The 16,556-nt window shown below is 41.1% G+C and carries 17 protein-coding genes; 6 read left to right on the top strand and 11 right to left on the bottom strand.

What is annotated here, in order from left to right:
• The coding region (locus V7K15_RS12260) for a tetratricopeptide repeat protein (protein ID WP_334905774.1) at positions 1 to 821 on the top strand (821 nt) is incomplete at its 5' end.
• A 499-nt stretch (positions 822 to 1,320) separates the two neighbouring features.
• On the opposite strand, the gene V7K15_RS12255 is transcribed toward V7K15_RS12260, so the two are convergent.
• The 3 genes from V7K15_RS12255 to mnmA all read right to left on the bottom strand — a co-directional run bounded on the left by V7K15_RS12255 (position 1,321) and on the right by mnmA (position 3,198).
• The gene (locus V7K15_RS12255) at positions 1,321 to 1,722 is read right to left on the bottom strand and encodes a hypothetical protein (protein WP_334905773.1); all 402 of its coding nucleotides are present in this window, start codon (positions 1,720 to 1,722) and stop codon (positions 1,321 to 1,323) included.
• A 34-nt stretch (positions 1,723 to 1,756) separates the two neighbouring features.
• A complete protein-coding gene (locus V7K15_RS12250; RefSeq protein ID WP_334905772.1) occupies positions 1,757 to 2,026 on the bottom strand; it encodes a hypothetical protein in 270 nt (89 codons plus the stop codon).
• A gap of 116 nt (positions 2,027 to 2,142) precedes the next feature.
• Positions 2,143 to 3,198 (bottom strand): tRNA 2-thiouridine(34) synthase MnmA, encoded by a 1,056-nt coding sequence (gene mnmA / locus V7K15_RS12245; RefSeq protein WP_334905776.1) that lies wholly within the window; start codon positions 3,196 to 3,198, stop codon positions 2,143 to 2,145.
• Positions 3,199 to 3,647: 449 nt separating this feature from the next.
• Between mnmA and V7K15_RS12240 the strand changes: the two genes are divergently transcribed.
• The gene (locus tag V7K15_RS12240; protein ID WP_334905771.1) at positions 3,648 to 4,562 is read left to right on the top strand and encodes a hypothetical protein; all 915 of its coding nucleotides are present in this window, start codon (positions 3,648 to 3,650) and stop codon (positions 4,560 to 4,562) included.
• Positions 4,563 to 4,663: 101 nt separating this feature from the next.
• Here the strand turns inward: V7K15_RS12240 and V7K15_RS12235 are convergent, their stop codons facing one another.
• Positions 4,664 to 4,891: a hypothetical protein gene (locus V7K15_RS12235; RefSeq protein WP_334905770.1), complete on the bottom strand. Its 228-nt coding sequence runs from the start codon at positions 4,889 to 4,891 to the stop codon at positions 4,664 to 4,666.
• A 116-nt stretch (positions 4,892 to 5,007) separates the two neighbouring features.
• Positions 5,008 to 5,280 (bottom strand): hypothetical protein, encoded by a 273-nt coding sequence (locus V7K15_RS12230; RefSeq protein ID WP_334905769.1) that lies wholly within the window; start codon positions 5,278 to 5,280, stop codon positions 5,008 to 5,010.
• A 376-nt stretch (positions 5,281 to 5,656) separates the two neighbouring features.
• On the opposite strand from V7K15_RS12230, the gene V7K15_RS12225 reads away from it, so the two are divergent.
• The 3 genes from V7K15_RS12225 (at position 5,657) to V7K15_RS12215 (ending at position 9,475) form a co-directional block, all read left to right on the top strand.
• The gene (locus V7K15_RS12225; protein ID WP_334905768.1) at positions 5,657 to 8,038 is read left to right on the top strand and encodes a tetratricopeptide repeat protein; all 2,382 of its coding nucleotides are present in this window, start codon (positions 5,657 to 5,659) and stop codon (positions 8,036 to 8,038) included.
• A gap of 132 nt (positions 8,039 to 8,170) precedes the next feature.
• Positions 8,171 to 8,425, top strand: coding sequence for a Uma2 family endonuclease (locus V7K15_RS12220; RefSeq protein ID WP_334905767.1), 255 nt, complete (start codon positions 8,171 to 8,173; stop codon positions 8,423 to 8,425).
• A gap of 303 nt (positions 8,426 to 8,728) precedes the next feature.
• Positions 8,729 to 9,475 carry a DUF561 domain-containing protein gene (locus V7K15_RS12215; RefSeq protein ID WP_334905766.1) on the top strand — a complete coding sequence of 249 codons (747 nt, stop codon included), beginning with the start codon at positions 8,729 to 8,731 and terminating at the stop codon, positions 9,473 to 9,475.
• Positions 9,476 to 9,535: 60 nt separating this feature from the next.
• Here the strand turns inward: V7K15_RS12215 and V7K15_RS12210 are convergent, their stop codons facing one another.
• Positions 9,536 to 10,684: a DegT/DnrJ/EryC1/StrS family aminotransferase gene (locus V7K15_RS12210; RefSeq protein WP_334905765.1), complete on the bottom strand. Its 1,149-nt coding sequence runs from the start codon at positions 10,682 to 10,684 to the stop codon at positions 9,536 to 9,538.
• Between the two features lie 309 nt (positions 10,685 to 10,993).
• Between V7K15_RS12210 and V7K15_RS12205 the strand changes: the two genes are divergently transcribed.
• Positions 10,994 to 11,770: an ABC transporter permease gene (locus V7K15_RS12205; RefSeq protein WP_334905764.1), complete on the top strand. Its 777-nt coding sequence runs from the start codon at positions 10,994 to 10,996 to the stop codon at positions 11,768 to 11,770.
• A gap of 589 nt (positions 11,771 to 12,359) precedes the next feature.
• On the opposite strand, the gene V7K15_RS12200 is transcribed toward V7K15_RS12205, so the two are convergent.
• From V7K15_RS12200 to V7K15_RS12180, 5 genes are all read right to left on the bottom strand, one after another.
• Positions 12,360 to 12,647 (bottom strand): hypothetical protein, encoded by a 288-nt coding sequence (locus V7K15_RS12200; protein WP_334905763.1) that lies wholly within the window; start codon positions 12,645 to 12,647, stop codon positions 12,360 to 12,362.
• A 488-nt stretch (positions 12,648 to 13,135) separates the two neighbouring features.
• Entirely contained in the window at positions 13,136 to 13,909 is a 774-nt protein-coding gene (locus V7K15_RS12195) for a hypothetical protein (RefSeq protein ID WP_334905762.1), read from the bottom strand.
• A 41-nt stretch (positions 13,910 to 13,950) separates the two neighbouring features.
• Complete coding sequence (locus tag V7K15_RS12190) at positions 13,951 to 14,811, bottom strand: alpha/beta fold hydrolase (RefSeq protein WP_334905761.1); 861 nt, start codon at positions 14,809 to 14,811, stop codon at positions 13,951 to 13,953.
• A 499-nt stretch (positions 14,812 to 15,310) separates the two neighbouring features.
• On the bottom strand, positions 15,311 to 15,718 hold the full coding sequence (locus V7K15_RS12185) for a hypothetical protein (RefSeq protein WP_334905775.1): 408 nt from the start codon (positions 15,716 to 15,718) through the stop codon (positions 15,311 to 15,313).
• 116 nt (positions 15,719 to 15,834) lie between these two features.
• A complete protein-coding gene (locus tag V7K15_RS12180; protein WP_334905760.1) occupies positions 15,835 to 16,485 on the bottom strand; it encodes a hypothetical protein in 651 nt (216 codons plus the stop codon).
• Between the last annotated feature and the right edge of the window lie 71 nt (positions 16,486 to 16,556).

Raw genomic sequence — 16,556 nt, 5'->3', positions numbered from 1 at the left:
GTGATGAAGCATTACAACGCTACGAAACCGCTTTGTCATTTTACCGCGACATTGGCGCACGCTTGGGGGAAGCTAATACATTAATTGCGATCGGCAATGTTTTACAGTTCCTCAAACGCAGTGATGAAGCATTACAACGCTACGAAACCGCTTTGTCATTTTACCGCGACATCGGCGATCGCTTGGGGGAAGCGAATATATTAAAAGCGATCGGCGATGTTTTGAAGTTCCTTGACCGACGTGATGAAGCATTACAACACTACGAAACCGCTTTGTCATTTTACCGCGACATCGGCGCACGCTTGGGGGAAGCTAATACATTAATTGCGATCGGCGATGTTTTGCAGTTCCTCAAACGCAGTGATGAAGCATTACAACGCTACGAAACCGCTTTGTCATTTTACCGCGACACTGGTTCTCGCTTGGGGGAAGCTAACATCCTGCAAGAATTCGGTAAGTTGCAAGAAAATCCCCAGCAAGCACTAGAATATCTCCAGCAAGCACAAAACCTCTACATCCAAATTGGCGATATCTACAGTCAAAGTCGTAACCTGGCATATTTTATCGCCAAAACACAGTTAAAGATGGGAGACTCAGAAGCTGCAATTAATTCTTTAACTCATGCGGCTGAACTCGCCACCACCATTAACTATGCACCAATCCAAGAATACGCCCAAAGTCGCATAGCCGAAATCAACGCTACGCCCACACCAACAAGGGGAATAAAGGAGAGGTTCATCCAATTTATCCAGCAGCGTTGGGTAAAATTCGCATTTTGTTTTCTTGTTGGTTTAATTGCTTTTCTACTGCTGCGTCGCTAAGTCGAAAATTAGTAACCAATATCTTTGTACAAGGTGGTATACCTGAGCGCACCTTTTCCATTATCTAGATAATACCCTGTCAACTAGTAAAAAGTCAACAGTTGCTTGACTTAAATTAAAAATTAAACCTGGTGTAGGAGAATTTTAGAGTTCTGCGTTGAGGGTTTGGCAATTCCCTCAAAAGCTGTCGTTACGAAAATCATGCCTTTGTTGATGAAACGCATGCCTTTGTTGATGAACAGAACGATTTTGTTGATGAAACCCATGCTTTTGTTGATGAACAGAACGATTTTGTTGATGAAACCCCTGCTTTTGTTGATGAACAGAACGATTTTGTTGATGAAACCCATGCTTTTGTTGATAAATAGGGTATCATCGACAATTCAAAGGGCGATGGCCTTCTGAGATGACTTATGACGACTGGGAAGACATCCGCCAAGCTGTGCAGCAAAGAATCGCCAAGCATAAAGGGTCAAACCAAGGTTAATCAGTAATGATTTTAGTCCCTCTGAAACTGCAAATATTCCAACAGCAGTAACCGCAAGTAATCTAACGTTCTAATATAACTCTTTATCTGTTCATAATTGCCATTACTGCCAAAATAAAAACTCGCAATTTGACGTACATTTAAAACTCGCATAGCTTGCAATTGCTCAATTGCCTGCTCTTTGTTTACAATTCGACCTGTGCTTTGAATTTGACTTGCATAACCTCTGAGATTTACTGTTAAAAGTTCAAGTTCTTCTAAAAGTGAAAACTCTTCATCTTCGGGTGGAAACTGAATAGCAATTTCTTGTCGTTCGGTGCGAGTACTTTGATATGTGTTAGTCAACTGTGCTAATAATTGACTAATATTTTTCTTAATTAATTCTTGCTCATTTAAAATTGCTTTAGTCATCATTGACTCCATAAGTTACTATCTTTTCAGTACCATATTAGTCAGGTCTAACAATCAGATATTCATTGCCTTTACGATATACAGCTGAACTATCGCCACGATATCCAGTTTTCGGAACTCTAATCGCTCCTTTTTTATTAAAGTTATGAGCTTTGCGTAGATACTTTAAGGGTTCAATTCCTTTTCTATTAGCATGGTCTAAGATACTTTGGGCAACACTCGTATAAGTAGCAGTATCCCACTCACTTATGTATTGTTGAATCTCTGCCGCCTCTGCTGAAGTATAGCTTTCTAATAACTGTATCAAAAACTAGTCAGAGATAGATTCTTCCGGCATATATCCAATTTAAAAATAAAAATACCCCTCCTGACAAGCGAGGAAGGGTGGTTTTAATTTATGCCAAAACAGGGTAAGAGTTATTTTTAACCAAACTGCTCAATAATTCCGCCACCTAACACTTTTTCGCCGTCGTACCACACCGCAGCTTGTCCAGGAGTGATGCTGATTTGGGGTTCATCAAACACCAAACGCACACGGGAGTTTTCCAACGGAATCACTGTCACTGGTGTAGGCATTGAACGATAGCGAATTTGCACTTCAGCATGAATTGGCGTCGATGGTTCGGCAATAGAAACCCAGTTTACCCGATTTATAGTGCATTCCGGCTGAGTTACCTTAGTGCGATCGCCTACTATTACTTTATTATTTTCCGCATCTAATTCAATCACATACAACGGTTCGGCAGCAGCAATCCCCAAACCTTTGCGCTGTCCAATAGTGAAGTGATGAACACCATCATGCTGTCCCAAAACTTTGCCTGTGACATCCACAATATCGCCTGTTTTGGGAGCTAAATATTTATCTAAAAATGCTCGCATGGAACCGTTACTTTCCACTAAGCATAAGTCTTGACTTTCTGGCTTATCAGCAGTTTTTAGTCCGTATTCAGTAGCGATGCGGCGCGTGTCAGTTTTTTCTAGTTCGCCCAGAGGAAATATACTTGCTGCAAGTAAATCTTGAGACAAATCATAGAGGAAGTATGACTGGTCTTTGTTGCGGTCAACAGCCCTTAATAATTCGTAACGTCCAGTTGCTTGGTTATGGCTAATTCGAGCATAATGACCAGTGGCAATGCGATCGCATCCCAATTCTTCACGAGCATACTGCACCATTGGCCCAAACTTCACCGTTTTATTGCACTGGGAGCAAGGCAAAGGCGTAATTCCAGCACTGTAACCACTTACCAAGTAATCGACAATTTGCGTCTGAAACAGATCCCGAATATCGACAATCTGATGAGGAACGCCCAGTTGTTCACAGAGATCAGCCGCGTCAACCATACCTTCAGAGCAACATTGACCTTTGCCTTTCATTAGCCAAAGAGTCAAACCAATCACTTCATAGCCCTGATGGTGCAGGATAGCTGCGGCGGTGGAACTGTCAACGCCACCAGAAAGACCAACGACGACTTTTTTCATACAAAGCACGACACGATCGCTGCGTGGTTGTCCAATTGTAGCACACACTCTTTCATTGCCTTGCTACTAAAGCACTTCAGTTTTAAACTCACCAAAGTAGCTCCGGCGTAACCCGCACTTCTCTACGAGACGCTGCGCGTAGCTTGCTTCCACGAAGTGGTACGACAAAGCTACCTCTCTACGAGACGCTCCGCGTAGCTTGTCCTCCGCCAGGAGTACGACTGCGCTCGGCACAAGTCAGTGACCATCGTAGACATCGCTGTTCACTCTCCCATCAGCCTGATCTAAGATTAGTTACAGATGCATTTTTTGCCACGCAGATGAGCTAATTTGACGTTATCGCTATATAGTTACTACAACGGTGAACTAATTAGTTCCTGATGGAAATTACCTAAAAATATTTTGATGACTTTCTAACTACTATGTTGAGAGGAATACTAAGTCAATTTATGCAATTTCAGATGCGACGCCGAAGTTCTGAGGGTTGGAAGCTGAATATCAAACTTCTCCCCTTGTTAATGGGAGGATGGTTAATGCTGATTCCCGACTCTACCCCAGCACAAGCACAAATCCCCAACAGCAATGTCCTACTGGCTCAACAAGCAGGTGAAATTTTACCGCCACCGCCAATAATTCCCTTTAGTCAACAGCCATCACCGCAGTTACAACCAGTCCAAGACAATCAATTAGAGCAGAATTTTCAGCCCTCCCAACCATTACAAAACAATCCATTAGAGCAGAATTTTCAACCCTCTCAACCATTACAAAACAATCAATTAGAGCAGAATTTTCAGCCCTCTCAACCTGCACAGTTTAGTCAATATAACCAGAACTATGAGCGCTATTTAGTTTACGTTGATGGTAGTGATTTCCAGACGCTACAAAAAATACGTCGAATTGAACCTAGTGCTTACATTCGCCAGTATCAAGGACGAAATGTAATTCAGTCAGGAGTTTTTAATAGAGTATCTAATGCTCAACAACGAGTAAGTGAGTTACAGTCACGAGGTATATATAGCGCCCGGATTATCAGCTTCGCTAACGGACAGGAAATAGGTGTAGGCAATAGAGGCTTTGTCGGCGATCGCAATAATAATATAAGTGCTATTAGGCCAGTCTCTAGATATTATGTCGCCATCCCCACCACTTCAGAACAGTTACCTGCGATCGCAGCCCAAATTAGGCAGAATCTAGCTCAATTTAGCCAATATTTAGGACGATCTGGCGCAGTCCTCCAAAGGACGCAACCACGAGGTCCACACGTAGCAGTAGGGCCTTTCTCTGATCGATTCCAAGCTGAGGAATGGAATAAATATCTGCGAAATAAAGGATACGCGAATGCTAGGGTTTATTACGGAAAGTAGAGACGCGATTAATCGCGTACAGGAGTTTGGAAGATTTGGGATTTAAGAAAAAATCTCAAATCCCAAATCAAAAATTGAACTACTTCCCACTCCCTAGATTCTTAACGTAGGGATTCAATAATTACTGCTGTTGTAATTAAACACAATAGCATAATTCCCAGTGGAAGCAAAAACTGTTGTAAAATGTACAGCAGTATGGGGATGATTTGTAAGATACCTAAACCACTGGATAGAACGTAGGCGATCGCAATGCCAAATAGCACCCACAAGAAATATTTCAAGGATTTAGAAGCAAAGCGAAATAGAAGCGTATCCTGATTTGTGTCCATAATTTTACTCACGAATTTAGCTAAATTTTTAACAGTGAATATTCTTTTTGATTTTCCATTGCTTTCTGAAAAAATCAGGTGATGAAAAATCATCCCCAGTCGGAACAGTATTAGTTTTACAGGTGAAGAATTGCCTGATTCGATGAATTATTCCCAGACTCTTGCTGCCTTTGTGGATCATTTTGCTTGTTATTATTAGCTAATAGTTGGAACAAAATAAACAAGCTCAACAACAGCAGCAAAAACGAGCCTAAACCAGAGGGATACTTATTTATTTCGCGCTCAACACCACATTTGAGGCAGACATATCTATTGGAATTACGTGTATCTTGGGCAAAAGGACACTGATTTTGATTGCAATCATGATGACAATCTTTGTCTAACATCATTGAACCTCCTGTAGGATAAAGACTTAGATACTTAGTTGTAAATACCCTCTACAGAATCTAGTTAGTTAATACCTACTGCCTATTTAGTAAACACCACTTTCATGAGTGATTAATATGGGACACTAACAAGTAATATCTGTGATTTACGGTTCTTGCAGTAGCAGCGCTGGTAAAATCTCTCCTCAACCACCTTTTATTCGCGCTTAACTTAACTTCGCCTGTATTAATTGCAATAGTAATACAGTCCAAAATGCTTTGCAGTTGGATAAAGTAAATCCCCTACCGAGTAGGAAAAAGTAATTTGTACTATCATAGGTAGGAAAAAGTAGTAAAAATATGGTTATAATGAATTACAAATGATACATCAAGTTAACAAATGGGTGCAGAAGAAGCCTTAGAGTTTGTAGATAACTTGGTTTTTCTGACGACGGGAAAACACTTAGATAAAACTGAAAGGATTATCTTGCGTCATTTGTGGGAGGATGAAAAGCGGACTTACCAGGATATTGCCAACAGTTCTAGTTATACAGAAGCGCATTTAAAAGCAGTTGGTGCAGAACTTTGGCATTTACTATCAAAAGCGCTGAGAGAGAAAGTCTCAAAATCTACCTTCCAAGGCGTGGTTCAGGGATTTAGAACAAGCCAAGAGGCCCAAAAAATTAGTAATATTCCCAATTTAGCGGGCAATGACGCTAAACCCCAAGATTTAGATTCTAACTTTGTAGGGCGCGATCGCCAAATAGCCGATCTCCACACCCTTGTCAGTCGGGGAGCAAAAGTTATTCTCATCCAGGGTGAAGGCGGTGTTGGTAAAACCACCTTAGCACGCAAGTATTTTAAAACTCAAAAGTTTAATTTTGTACTGGAACTGTGGATGGCCACAGAAATCCAAAACATCACTCCTGTAGAGAGTGTAGTTGAAGAATGGCTGCGGCGAGACTTTAACGAAGAACCGGGACGCGATTTTGGCATCAACTTGGAGCGACTACGGCGGAAATTGCGAGAGCAAACTTCTAAAATTGGGGTGTTTATCGATAATCTTGAAACTGCTCTCGATAAAAATGGCAAGTTCCTAGAATATCGTCGTCCTTATGTTCAGCTATTGAGAGTATTAGCAGATGTCGATGTGCATTCAGTTACTTTAGTAACAAGTCGTGAGCGTTTATGTGAGTCTAGTGTAGAGGTTAATCTCTATCCACTCGGAGGTTTAGATGATGAAGCATGGCGACAGTTTTTTAGTCGTCGCCACATCAATTGTGATTCTATTATTCTCAGTGAAATGTGCAGAGCTTATGGAGGTAACGCCAAAGCAATGCAAATTCTCCGAGGAGCAATATTGACAGATTTTCACGGTGATATATATGCTTATTGGCAGGATAACTGTACATATTTATTAATAGAAAGAGAATTAAAAGATTTAGTCGCCAGTCAATTTACCCGTCTCCAAGAAAATGACTTAGAAGCCTATCGCCTCCTGTGTCGTTTAGGATGCTATCGTTATCAAGATATTACTTCATTACCGATCGAGGGAGTTTTATGTTTACTTTGGGATGTACCAGAACCAAAACGTAGAAGTGTAATTAAAGCTCTGCAAGATTTGTCTTTAATAGAAGCAAAAAAAGGACAATACTGGCTGCATCCTGTAATTCGTGATGAAGCGATTAGTAGGTTAAGGTTAGTCAGTGAAGAATGGGAATTAGTCAACCGAAAAGCAGCAGGCTTTTGGACGCAACAGGTTGAAGTAATCAAAAATATCAATGATGCTTTGACAGCTTTAGAAGCTTATTATCACTATGTAGAAATTAGAAATTTTGAGCAAGCTGGCGATGTAATTTTACAAGGGCGAGGTAAACAGTGGAGTATAGGGTTGCCTTTGGGTTGCTCATTTTACCAACTGGGACTGCTCCAGAAAAATTTCTCTGTAATTAAACGGTTAATAGACAATATAAAATCGCCAGAAAGACTAATTAAACTTTACAATATACTTGGGTATACATATCGAATTATCGGGTGTATTAGAGAAGCTATAGAATGCTATGATCGATCAGGAGAAATATTAGACCAGTTAGATGAAAAGCCAACAAAACTCTCTATTTTATTCAATACAGGGCTTTGCAAACTTGAATTATGGGAAATAGAAGCAGCCGAAGATTGTTTCAATTCTGTTTGTAGCCTTGCTGAACAAAATAGTAACCTTGATGATTACATGGTATACGCTGAATGCAGTCTAGCTTTGATAAAATCATATTCTGGTAGAGGAGAAGATGCCTTTAATCTTGCTGAAAATGCCTTTTCTGCAATGTCATCATCAACTAGAGTGACTTTATGGGGAATAGGACATAGTTTAGTAAATCTCAGCTTAACTTATAAAAATTTAGGTAATCTTAAAAAATCCTTTGAGTTGTGCCAACAAGCTATACTTCATTCTGATGAAAACAACTTTACCCAGATTAAAGCTAAAGCTATAAGTTGTCTCGCTGAACTTTTTCGAGAAGAGAAAGAATTTACCAAAGCAATTTTTCATCATTCAGAAGCAATAGAAATTCTGGATAAAATCGGTGCTAAATCAGACTTAGCTGAGGCTTATTATCAGTTAGCATTGACTCATAAAAAAATGGGTGAAATTGATCACAGTAGGGAAAGTTTTGTGCAAGCGATGTCTGCAACGGGCTACGCCTACGCACTTTTTTACGAAATGCAAGCACCCAGGCAAGTTGAGAAAGTAGAAACAGCAATGGAGTATTTTACAAATTCATAATTGATAATTCAATACGCTTGGGTTAAGCATTTTTTCTTCTCTCTGTTTCCTCTGCGTCTCTGCGGTTCGTAAATCCATGTTCTCGAATCACCTGGCTAAAGTCATTAACTGCATCATAAGTCTTTTGCTCAATTGGCTCCCGATTTGACTGTAGAGGTGAAGTCCCCTAGCGATAATTTAGAGGAACTGAGAGCCAAGATTCAAGAATTTTTTAGTTTGGGAACTAAGGTAGGAATTTTGCTCAATCCCCATGAGCGGATTGTTGAAGTTTACAACTTTGGACAAGAGACAATAATACTTCGTGATGGCGATATTTTAACAGTTCCCGAACTGCTCCCAGGATGGGAAGTACCAATTGCAGATTTGTGGCCTCTAGAGTTTGATTAGGATAATTACGAATTACAAATTCTTTTAAGTTTCTGGAGTTTAAAAACTACCGAATAGGGACGTGTTTTGGAATTGAAGAGCTTCTGGTCGTTTTCTGCAAGATGATATCGCTCTGGGGTAATTCTTGGTTCTTCAAATTCATCCACAGAAAAACCTGCTAGTAAAATTTTATAAGATCGCGATCGCAAATCCAAAAAAAGAATAAAACTATCAAGATTTGGCAACTACCATAGTTATTTAGTCCTTCATCAACTGAGTAACGGTAGAATATACCTAATTTTCGTAGCTATCAAAAGCCCAACCATGACGATATATTCCACACTCCAACGTGCATTTAATAACCGCCGCGTTCTGAAAGTGATCACCGGCTTGAATAACTTCGACGCCGCTAGTGTCGCCGCTACCGTTAAAGCTGCTGATTTTGGCGGTGCTACTTTTGTCGATATTGCCGCCGATGCAACCTTAGTCCAGCTAGTTAAAAGTTTGACAAATTTACCAATTTGTGTATCGGCAGTAGAACCAGAGAAATTTGTGCAAGCTGTGGCAGCTGGTGCTGATTTAATTGAAATCGGAAATTTTGATTCCTTTTATGCTCAAGGACGCCGCTTTGAGGCTCCAGAAGTGCTAGCGCTGACTAAGCAAACCCGCGCTCTCTTCCCGGAAATCACCCTATCTGTCACCGTTCCCCACATCTTGGAACTAGATCAACAGGTACAGCTAGCAGAAGAACTAGTGAAAGCAGGAGCGGACATTATCCAAACCGAAGGCGGCACTAGCAGTAATCCAGTTCACCCTGGAACTCTAGGATTAATTGAAAAAGCTGCCCCTACCTTGGCAGCAGCTTTTGAGATTTCCCGTGTGGTGTCAGTGCCAGTATTGTGTGCTTCAGGCATTTCTAACGTTACCGCACCGTTAGCGATCGCTGCTGGTGCGGCTGGTGTTGGTGTTGGTTCCGCCATTAACCAACTCAATAGCGAAATCGCAATGATTGCTGCCGTGCGTGGTTTAGTAGAAGCCTTAGCGACTGCAAGAGTGCTGAGTAAGAACTAGGGAGTGGGGAGTGGTGAGTAGTAAATATGGAAATTCTCTATTCCCTACTCCCTATTCCCCTCACCTCAAACAATCCTTCAAAGCATAAATCACCTGGTCTTGCTGCTGTTGTGTCAGTTCTGGGAACATAGGCAAGGATATGACTTCATGGCAAGCTTGCTCTGCTATTGGTAAGTCGCCAATTTGATAACCCAAACTTTGATAAACTGGCTGTAAATGTAAAGGGTGGGGGTAGTAAATCATTGAACTCACGCCCTGTTCTTGCAATTGACTACGCAGCCAATCTCGATATTTGGCGCTAGAACCATTTCGCCCTTCGCCTGAGATGCGAATAGTGTATTGATTCCATACCCCAATACCCCCAGATAATTCTTGGGGGGGGATAATCCCCGGAATTTTACTGAGGAACTGGTAGTAATAATTGGCAATATCTCGTCGGCGATCATTCCAAATATCTAAATAACGTAGCTTAATCTGCAAAATAGCCGCTTGGAGAGCATCTAAGCGGCTATTTACACCGATTTCTTCGTGTAAATATCGAATTTTACTACCATGATCCCGTAGTATTCGCAGTTTAGTGGCGATCGCTGGATCATTAGTCGTTATTGCTCCCCCATCGCCACAACCACCAAGATTTTTGGTAGGGTAGAAACTAAAGCAACCAATATGTCCAATGCTTCCAAGTTTTTGATCAGCCCAAATTCCGCCTGTAGACTGAGCGCAATCTTCAATTATTGACAAATTGTGAGACTGAGCGATCGCCATCAATGATGTCATATCCACAGGTTGTCCAAATAGGTGAACCGGGATAATCGCTTTGGTTTTGGGTGTAATCGCCGCCGCTACTTGCTCCACATCCAAATTAAACGTAGTAGCGTCAATATCAACGAAAACAGGCTTTGCACCGACGGCGCTAATCACTTCCGATGTAGCAATAAAGGTGAAAGGCGTTGTAATCACTTCATCGCCTGCACCAATTTCCAAGGCTCGTAACGCTAAGTAGAGCGCATCAGTACCAGAATTACAAGCCACACATTCACTAACAGTATTATAAGCAGCAAACTGTTGCTCAAAGCCTTCGACTAAGGGGCCGCCGATATAGCGGCCAGAAGCCAGAACCTCTAAGACGGCTGCACTTACTTCCGCTTCAATGCTGGTGTATTGCTGCTTGATATCAAAGGCAGGGATGGGATTTACACTTTGGATCATGAGTTCTGATTTTATCGGGAGATACAAAGGATGCACTTCGACAGTCAATTTTTGCTTTATCAAAAAGGAGCTACTAAAAGACTATCGCCCAAGATACGCATCTATTAGGGTTTTTACTTAAATTGTCAGGCGGGAAACTACCGCACATTTAATTTACAGATAGTAGGCATACTAGGTGTTTGCCATCTTAAGGTTGTACCATTTTGAATTGATGAAAGTGATATATATCAACCAAGATCCAACACATCGGATCAAAGTTCCTCTTGTGTGCGCTGCTTTGAGAAGAAAATACCAGGAGATAGAGAACTCATGCCGGATTTAATCAAGCTGGATTTCGTGGATTTAGCTATTGCTGTGGGATTGATGGCGATCGCCATTGGTTTATCTGCCTGGGAAAAATTAGGATTAGAGTTGAACTTAGCCCTTGCTACTGGGAGAACCATCTTACAACTTCTTGTATTGGGATACATTTTAGATTTCATCTTGGCTTTAGACAATGCTTGGGCAGTTTTGGCGCTATTAGCAATAATGCTGACAATTACGGCGATTGTCGCACGAAATCGCATCAGCCAAAAAATTCCTCATCTGTTGCCTTTGGTATGGGGTGCAATTTTAATTAGTACCGCCCTAACAGTGCTTTACACCAACTTTTTGATCATTCAACCAGAGCGATGGTATGAACCACACTATATAATTCCCCTAGCAGGTATAGTTTTAGGTAATGCTACCAATGCAGCTGCGATCGCAGGCGATCGCCTTGTCAACACTATTAACTCCAGCCATCTCGAAATAGAAACCCATTTGAGCTTAGGTGCAACTCCAGAGCAAGCAGTTAGTCAGTATCGTAAAGACGCCATCAAAGCCGGATTGATTCCCACTCTCAATCAAATGATACTCATAGGTATGGTCGCAATACCAGGAATTACCACCGGACAGTTATTAGCTGGTGTTAAACCCCTGGATGCTGTATCCTACGAAATTTTGATTGTGTTTATGGTTGCTTTCGCTAATTTACTGACAACAGTTTTACTTACTAAGGGATTGTGTCGTCAATTTTTCAATTCTGCCGCGCAGCTGGTGAGGTGAGCGGTTAATCTACATCCAAGAGTATTTCATCATCTTGCCCTGGCAGATCAAGGGGAATCAATAGTGCTTGGTTCAGTTGGGCGATCGCTTCCTCAGAAAGTCTTCCTCGCAAACGCAATAAGCGCGATAAAGTGACATAATTTTCAAGAAAAGGTAAATTAAAATGGCATTTAGTAATTATAAAAGTATTAGCACAATTAAAAATACAAAAATAATAACATCATGTGTTATACCGATAAAATTAGAGTTATTTTTTAGTTCGATAACGACCATCTCAACCCAAAACGAGTTTCACAGCCTAGCAAGAATTCCACTTGTATGACAACGAGACAATCAAAGCGTTGAACCGATAGTCTTGGTAGATAGTGGGACAAAATTTAACATTTTTGAGGGGTTTAAGTCCCTCGCTTCTAACAAGCAACAAGTTTTGTGGTGGGGTTAAAATCCCCAGACGCTCTCTTACGAGACGCTAAAAGCGAACGCATACTCACTAATGCAAAACTTAATTACGAATTATTTAAGGTCTTGCCCTATAAACTCGATATCAAGTTAGGTGCTATTTGGGATAATCGCAGAGGCATTATTTAAGTTAGTAGGCAATCTCAGTTAAATAATATGAAATACTAAATACAAATATTGCTAAGACAACAGGAATCATTTTACTAAAGTCTATTCGTTTTTTTTGAACTATTTCTAAACAAGACATCGGAATCATCAGAGGCCAGAAGATAGTTGTTACCAAAAACATCACAACTGATAAAAATTTATCTTCTGGAGTGGAAGCAGGATGACGTAGCAAAAATATTAACCAATTGCTTAAAAAATAGCATGTCATTAACAGATAACCAATACTTAAAGTCAGTTGTATCTGATTCACCGTGACTACTCCTGAAGTTATGCGAGCTTCACTAAACATCATTCGTACAAAGTTATAACATATACAGTGGTCATGTCATCCTGTATTTGAAATAAGGGACTTCCAAATAAAAAAATACTCAAAAAACTGACGAAAACTCTCTCTTCCTCCTCATTCCTCTGTGTCTCTGTGTCTCTGTGTCTCTGTGGTAGCCTGCGGCAAGCCGCTCTGCGTCTACATTTATTTGGGTAATTTATTTCTTGGAAGTCCCTAAGCACTCCCCTCTCCTTGGCAAAGAGAGGAGTTGGGGAGGCAGTGCGTTGTGTATTTTCCCAGAGTTGTAGCAACTGGTGTGGTGAGGTTGAAGAATAGACATAAGAGTGAAAAAGAATTGTTTTGACGTAGCAGTGCTACATCAAAACAAGGGTTCTGGGTAACGCATATTTAATTTCTGGAGATGTCTAATCTACTTATGCAAGCGAGAACCGCTATAGCTATTAGAGTAATAACTAAGCTGTCTTAAAAAATCGAATGATTTCGCGGACATGATCGAGAAATTGCCCGTCGGTGGAAAGTTGCGCGATCGCATTTCTGGCTTCTCTCCCCAAACGCTCATGTTCAGTTTGATTTGTTGCCCGTAATTCTTCCAAGTTAGCTGCAATCCGCGCTAAATCTCTACGAGTCTCTTCGCCAAAGCGTTGTTGAGTTGTGGGTAATGAATAGGGTTGTTCAGGGTTGAGTTGATCTTCCAATGACTGAATTTTTTGCTCCAATATAGAGAAGCGATCGCGCAGTTCAAAAATATCTTCGCGCGGATACTTCCATTCTTGGCGAATCATCGCTAACCGTGCATATAAATACTCATAAGCCCGAATCGCTGGACGCAGAATTGTTAATAATAAAGCTGCACCAGAACTTATATACCCAACTGTACTAATACCAGTGGCAGCGAGGGTATAAAGACCAACGGCTGAGAATAAATGTAAAGCAATGGCAACCCAGAGCGATCGCTTTGCCAAAAGTGTGACATACTTCACTTGTTTCTCATCAACTGGAATTCCTTTCTCAGTTGATTGTGCTGCTTCTGCTAAGACTTCTTTGGCTTGAAAATGCACATTCCACGGTACAGTAACAATTACCAACAGCCACCAAAAACTGGCACCACCAATCACCCAATCAAGAAAGTTACCAGCAGGGATGTGCAACCATTGCAGTAAGCCAAAAGCCGTTAGCACCACAACCACAATTCCAGCAATGGAACTGATAAAAAAGTTAATATACATCTTGCCCTGTCCTTAGTGAAACTATCACCTCGATTATTGATCTAATGTTTGTAAACCAAGAAACCCGTGATCACATCCAAAAGTGCTTCTGGTTCATCTGCGCGGATCAAATGACTGCTATTCTCAAAAATTCTCAAATCGGCATTCGGAATTGCCTGAGCAATTTCTTCAGAAAATTCTGGGGCGCAAATCCAGTCATGCCGACCTGCAATAACTAAAGTGGGTGCGGTAATTTTGTCTAACTGGTCAAGAATATTGTAGTTGCGGAGGAAACCGCCAAAAGCAACATTAATTGCATCAACTGAGAGAATATTCTGCTGCCAAGCAATGCCTGACGTCGTGGGATCATATCTTAGCGAATACATTGGTCCCAACACTTGAAAATACTCTCTTAGCTGTTGCTCATGTTCAAAGTTTCCATCCCAAAGTCGTTGAGCGCTTGCTTTTTGTTCCTCAGTTCCCTTTGATGCTAGGATTTCCTTAGCCCGTTCTAAAAAGCCACTATGGGCTGTCGTGGCAATCACAATCAGATGAGAGACATTCTGAGGATAGCGAACTGCATAAGTTAGAGCCACCATACCACCGTAAGAACCGCCAATCACAACAATTTTGTCCAGACCAAGGTGTTGGCGCAACGCTTCCATATCTTCAACATTATTATCTAGAGTATAGGTTTCTTTCGGTCCACGGGCAGACCTTCCTTGACCGCGATGGTCAAAATAGACTAGTTGTACTTTTTGGCTTAAAGGCGAGAAGGTTGGTTTGAAAGAAGTATGATCCGCACCAGGTCCCCCATGAATTAGAAAGGCGACAGGTTTAGAACAGATGCTCGTGCCATCCACCACTAATGCAGAACCTTCCACATCAAAGAAAATCTCTGTATCTCGTATTTTTGCTCGCATTTTCGGGATTGTATAAAATCACATGACTTAAATATATATCTGACTTTTCCCCTTATCTTTTGAGAGGACGCGCTCGCTCCTGGAAGCGCTATCCCAAAGTCCTATTCTCTGGTCGCTTATTGTCATTAACTCTCACGTATTGATAATATATCTAAGTTTAAAACCCTTACTATTTCAACCTTTTACGACTTGACGGGAAAAGTCAGATCGTTATGCCTTGCAGAGACAGTGGAACCAGATATACGAGTTGTCCAAAATTTTTTTGTAGGTAGAAAAAGTTTACCCACAAAGAAGGGAGAAATAATGGAATACTGCTTTGTAGAGTTTCAAGTAGATGATTTCACAAGATTCAATGCTCTTTGTGAAGTTTTCAACGAAATTAAAAAAGATAAAGACAACAATTATTGGCGTAATTATCTCAGAAGATGACGGTACAGGATAACAAAATTTAACCTGTAGTTTGGAAAAAGAGTGAGGCAATTCAAACCTTTCCCCCTCGCTATTGGATGAGATAACTGCGCCAAATTGATTGAGTACCTTTAATACCTTTTTCTGGAAGCAGCAATCGCCAAGTTTTACCTTCTTGTTGAATTTGCAGGTAAACGTCAAAGGGTTTTTGTGGTTGCGTCAAGCGCCGTTTTGGTAACTTAACAATTAAGTCGTAGGTTCCCCGAACCCGGAAAGCTGGTAAATTTTCAATCGTTAGGGGTTGTTCCTGGGTAATTGAGAGCCGCTTGATTTCAAATCCTTGAAAATCTAGATCCAACTGTTGGCTAAGTTTTTGTTGAGTTTGTTCTAGCCCAAGTGCGATCGCTTTTTGGACTAACTGGCTAGTCGGTAGCAGCCCAATACTGCCACAAGCTGTCACTAGCATCAGCAATATTGCTGTCAAAATTAATCGCACTATCTTATTCACTTTAATCATTAGTTATTGGACAATATAGATACTAGTAAAGGCACGGTAGAACCGTGCCCTAATTTGCAAAAAGTATTATTTAGACAGGTTTTTGCTTTACAGTAGTATTAATACTGACGTAAAATTGCAGATAATGAACTATCTTTACGAAGATCCATCAAGTCTGCCAAAGGTTCTTTGGGCGTATCCAAGTGATGCTTGTGTTCTGCTGGTAGAACCGTCACCAGATGTTTTGTTTTTGGTTGCATCTGCATAAGGGGCATCAGTTGTTGCTGTGGCACAAAAATTGGCTGGTTCTTGGGAAGACGTGGTTCCAATTTTTGGTAATTGCTCTGTGCCAAGCGTACCTGATGGCGATTAATCTGTTTTTGGACTTTTTGCGGTTGCTTCATCCACTTCAGCATTCGGAAAATGAGCAAGCAACCACTACCACAACTGAGGGCGATCGCAGCCACCATCCATAAAGGTGTAGGATTACTATTCTCAGAAGCCGCATTGATTGGTTCTTCAACTATAACTGGGATTTTTTCTGGTTCTTCTTGTGCTACCGGGCCAGCATTACCTAAGCTATACACGGCAAAGACACCACCTCCCATAAACATGGCTAAAAACCCAGTTAATAATAGCCAAGGATGATGTGCAACCAGATATATCAGAACATTCGAGCTTTTTCTTAGTCTCGATTTCCTGTTTGTCAGCTCTGGAGTAGCCCCTTTTGGTTGGGTTCGCTCGCGCTGTACACTCTGACTTTTTTCCATGATTACTTTCAGATTTGTACCCCTCTAGTCCATAAATTGTACTGGAGGAGTGAAGCATCAGGTATCCGTAA

This window comes from Nostoc sp. (assembly GCF_036919815.1).
Lineage (GTDB): Bacteria > Cyanobacteriota > Cyanobacteriia > Cyanobacteriales > Nostocaceae > Nostoc.
Note: the sequence above shows the minus strand (reverse complement) of the source record. Positions and strands in the feature narration are given on the sequence as shown.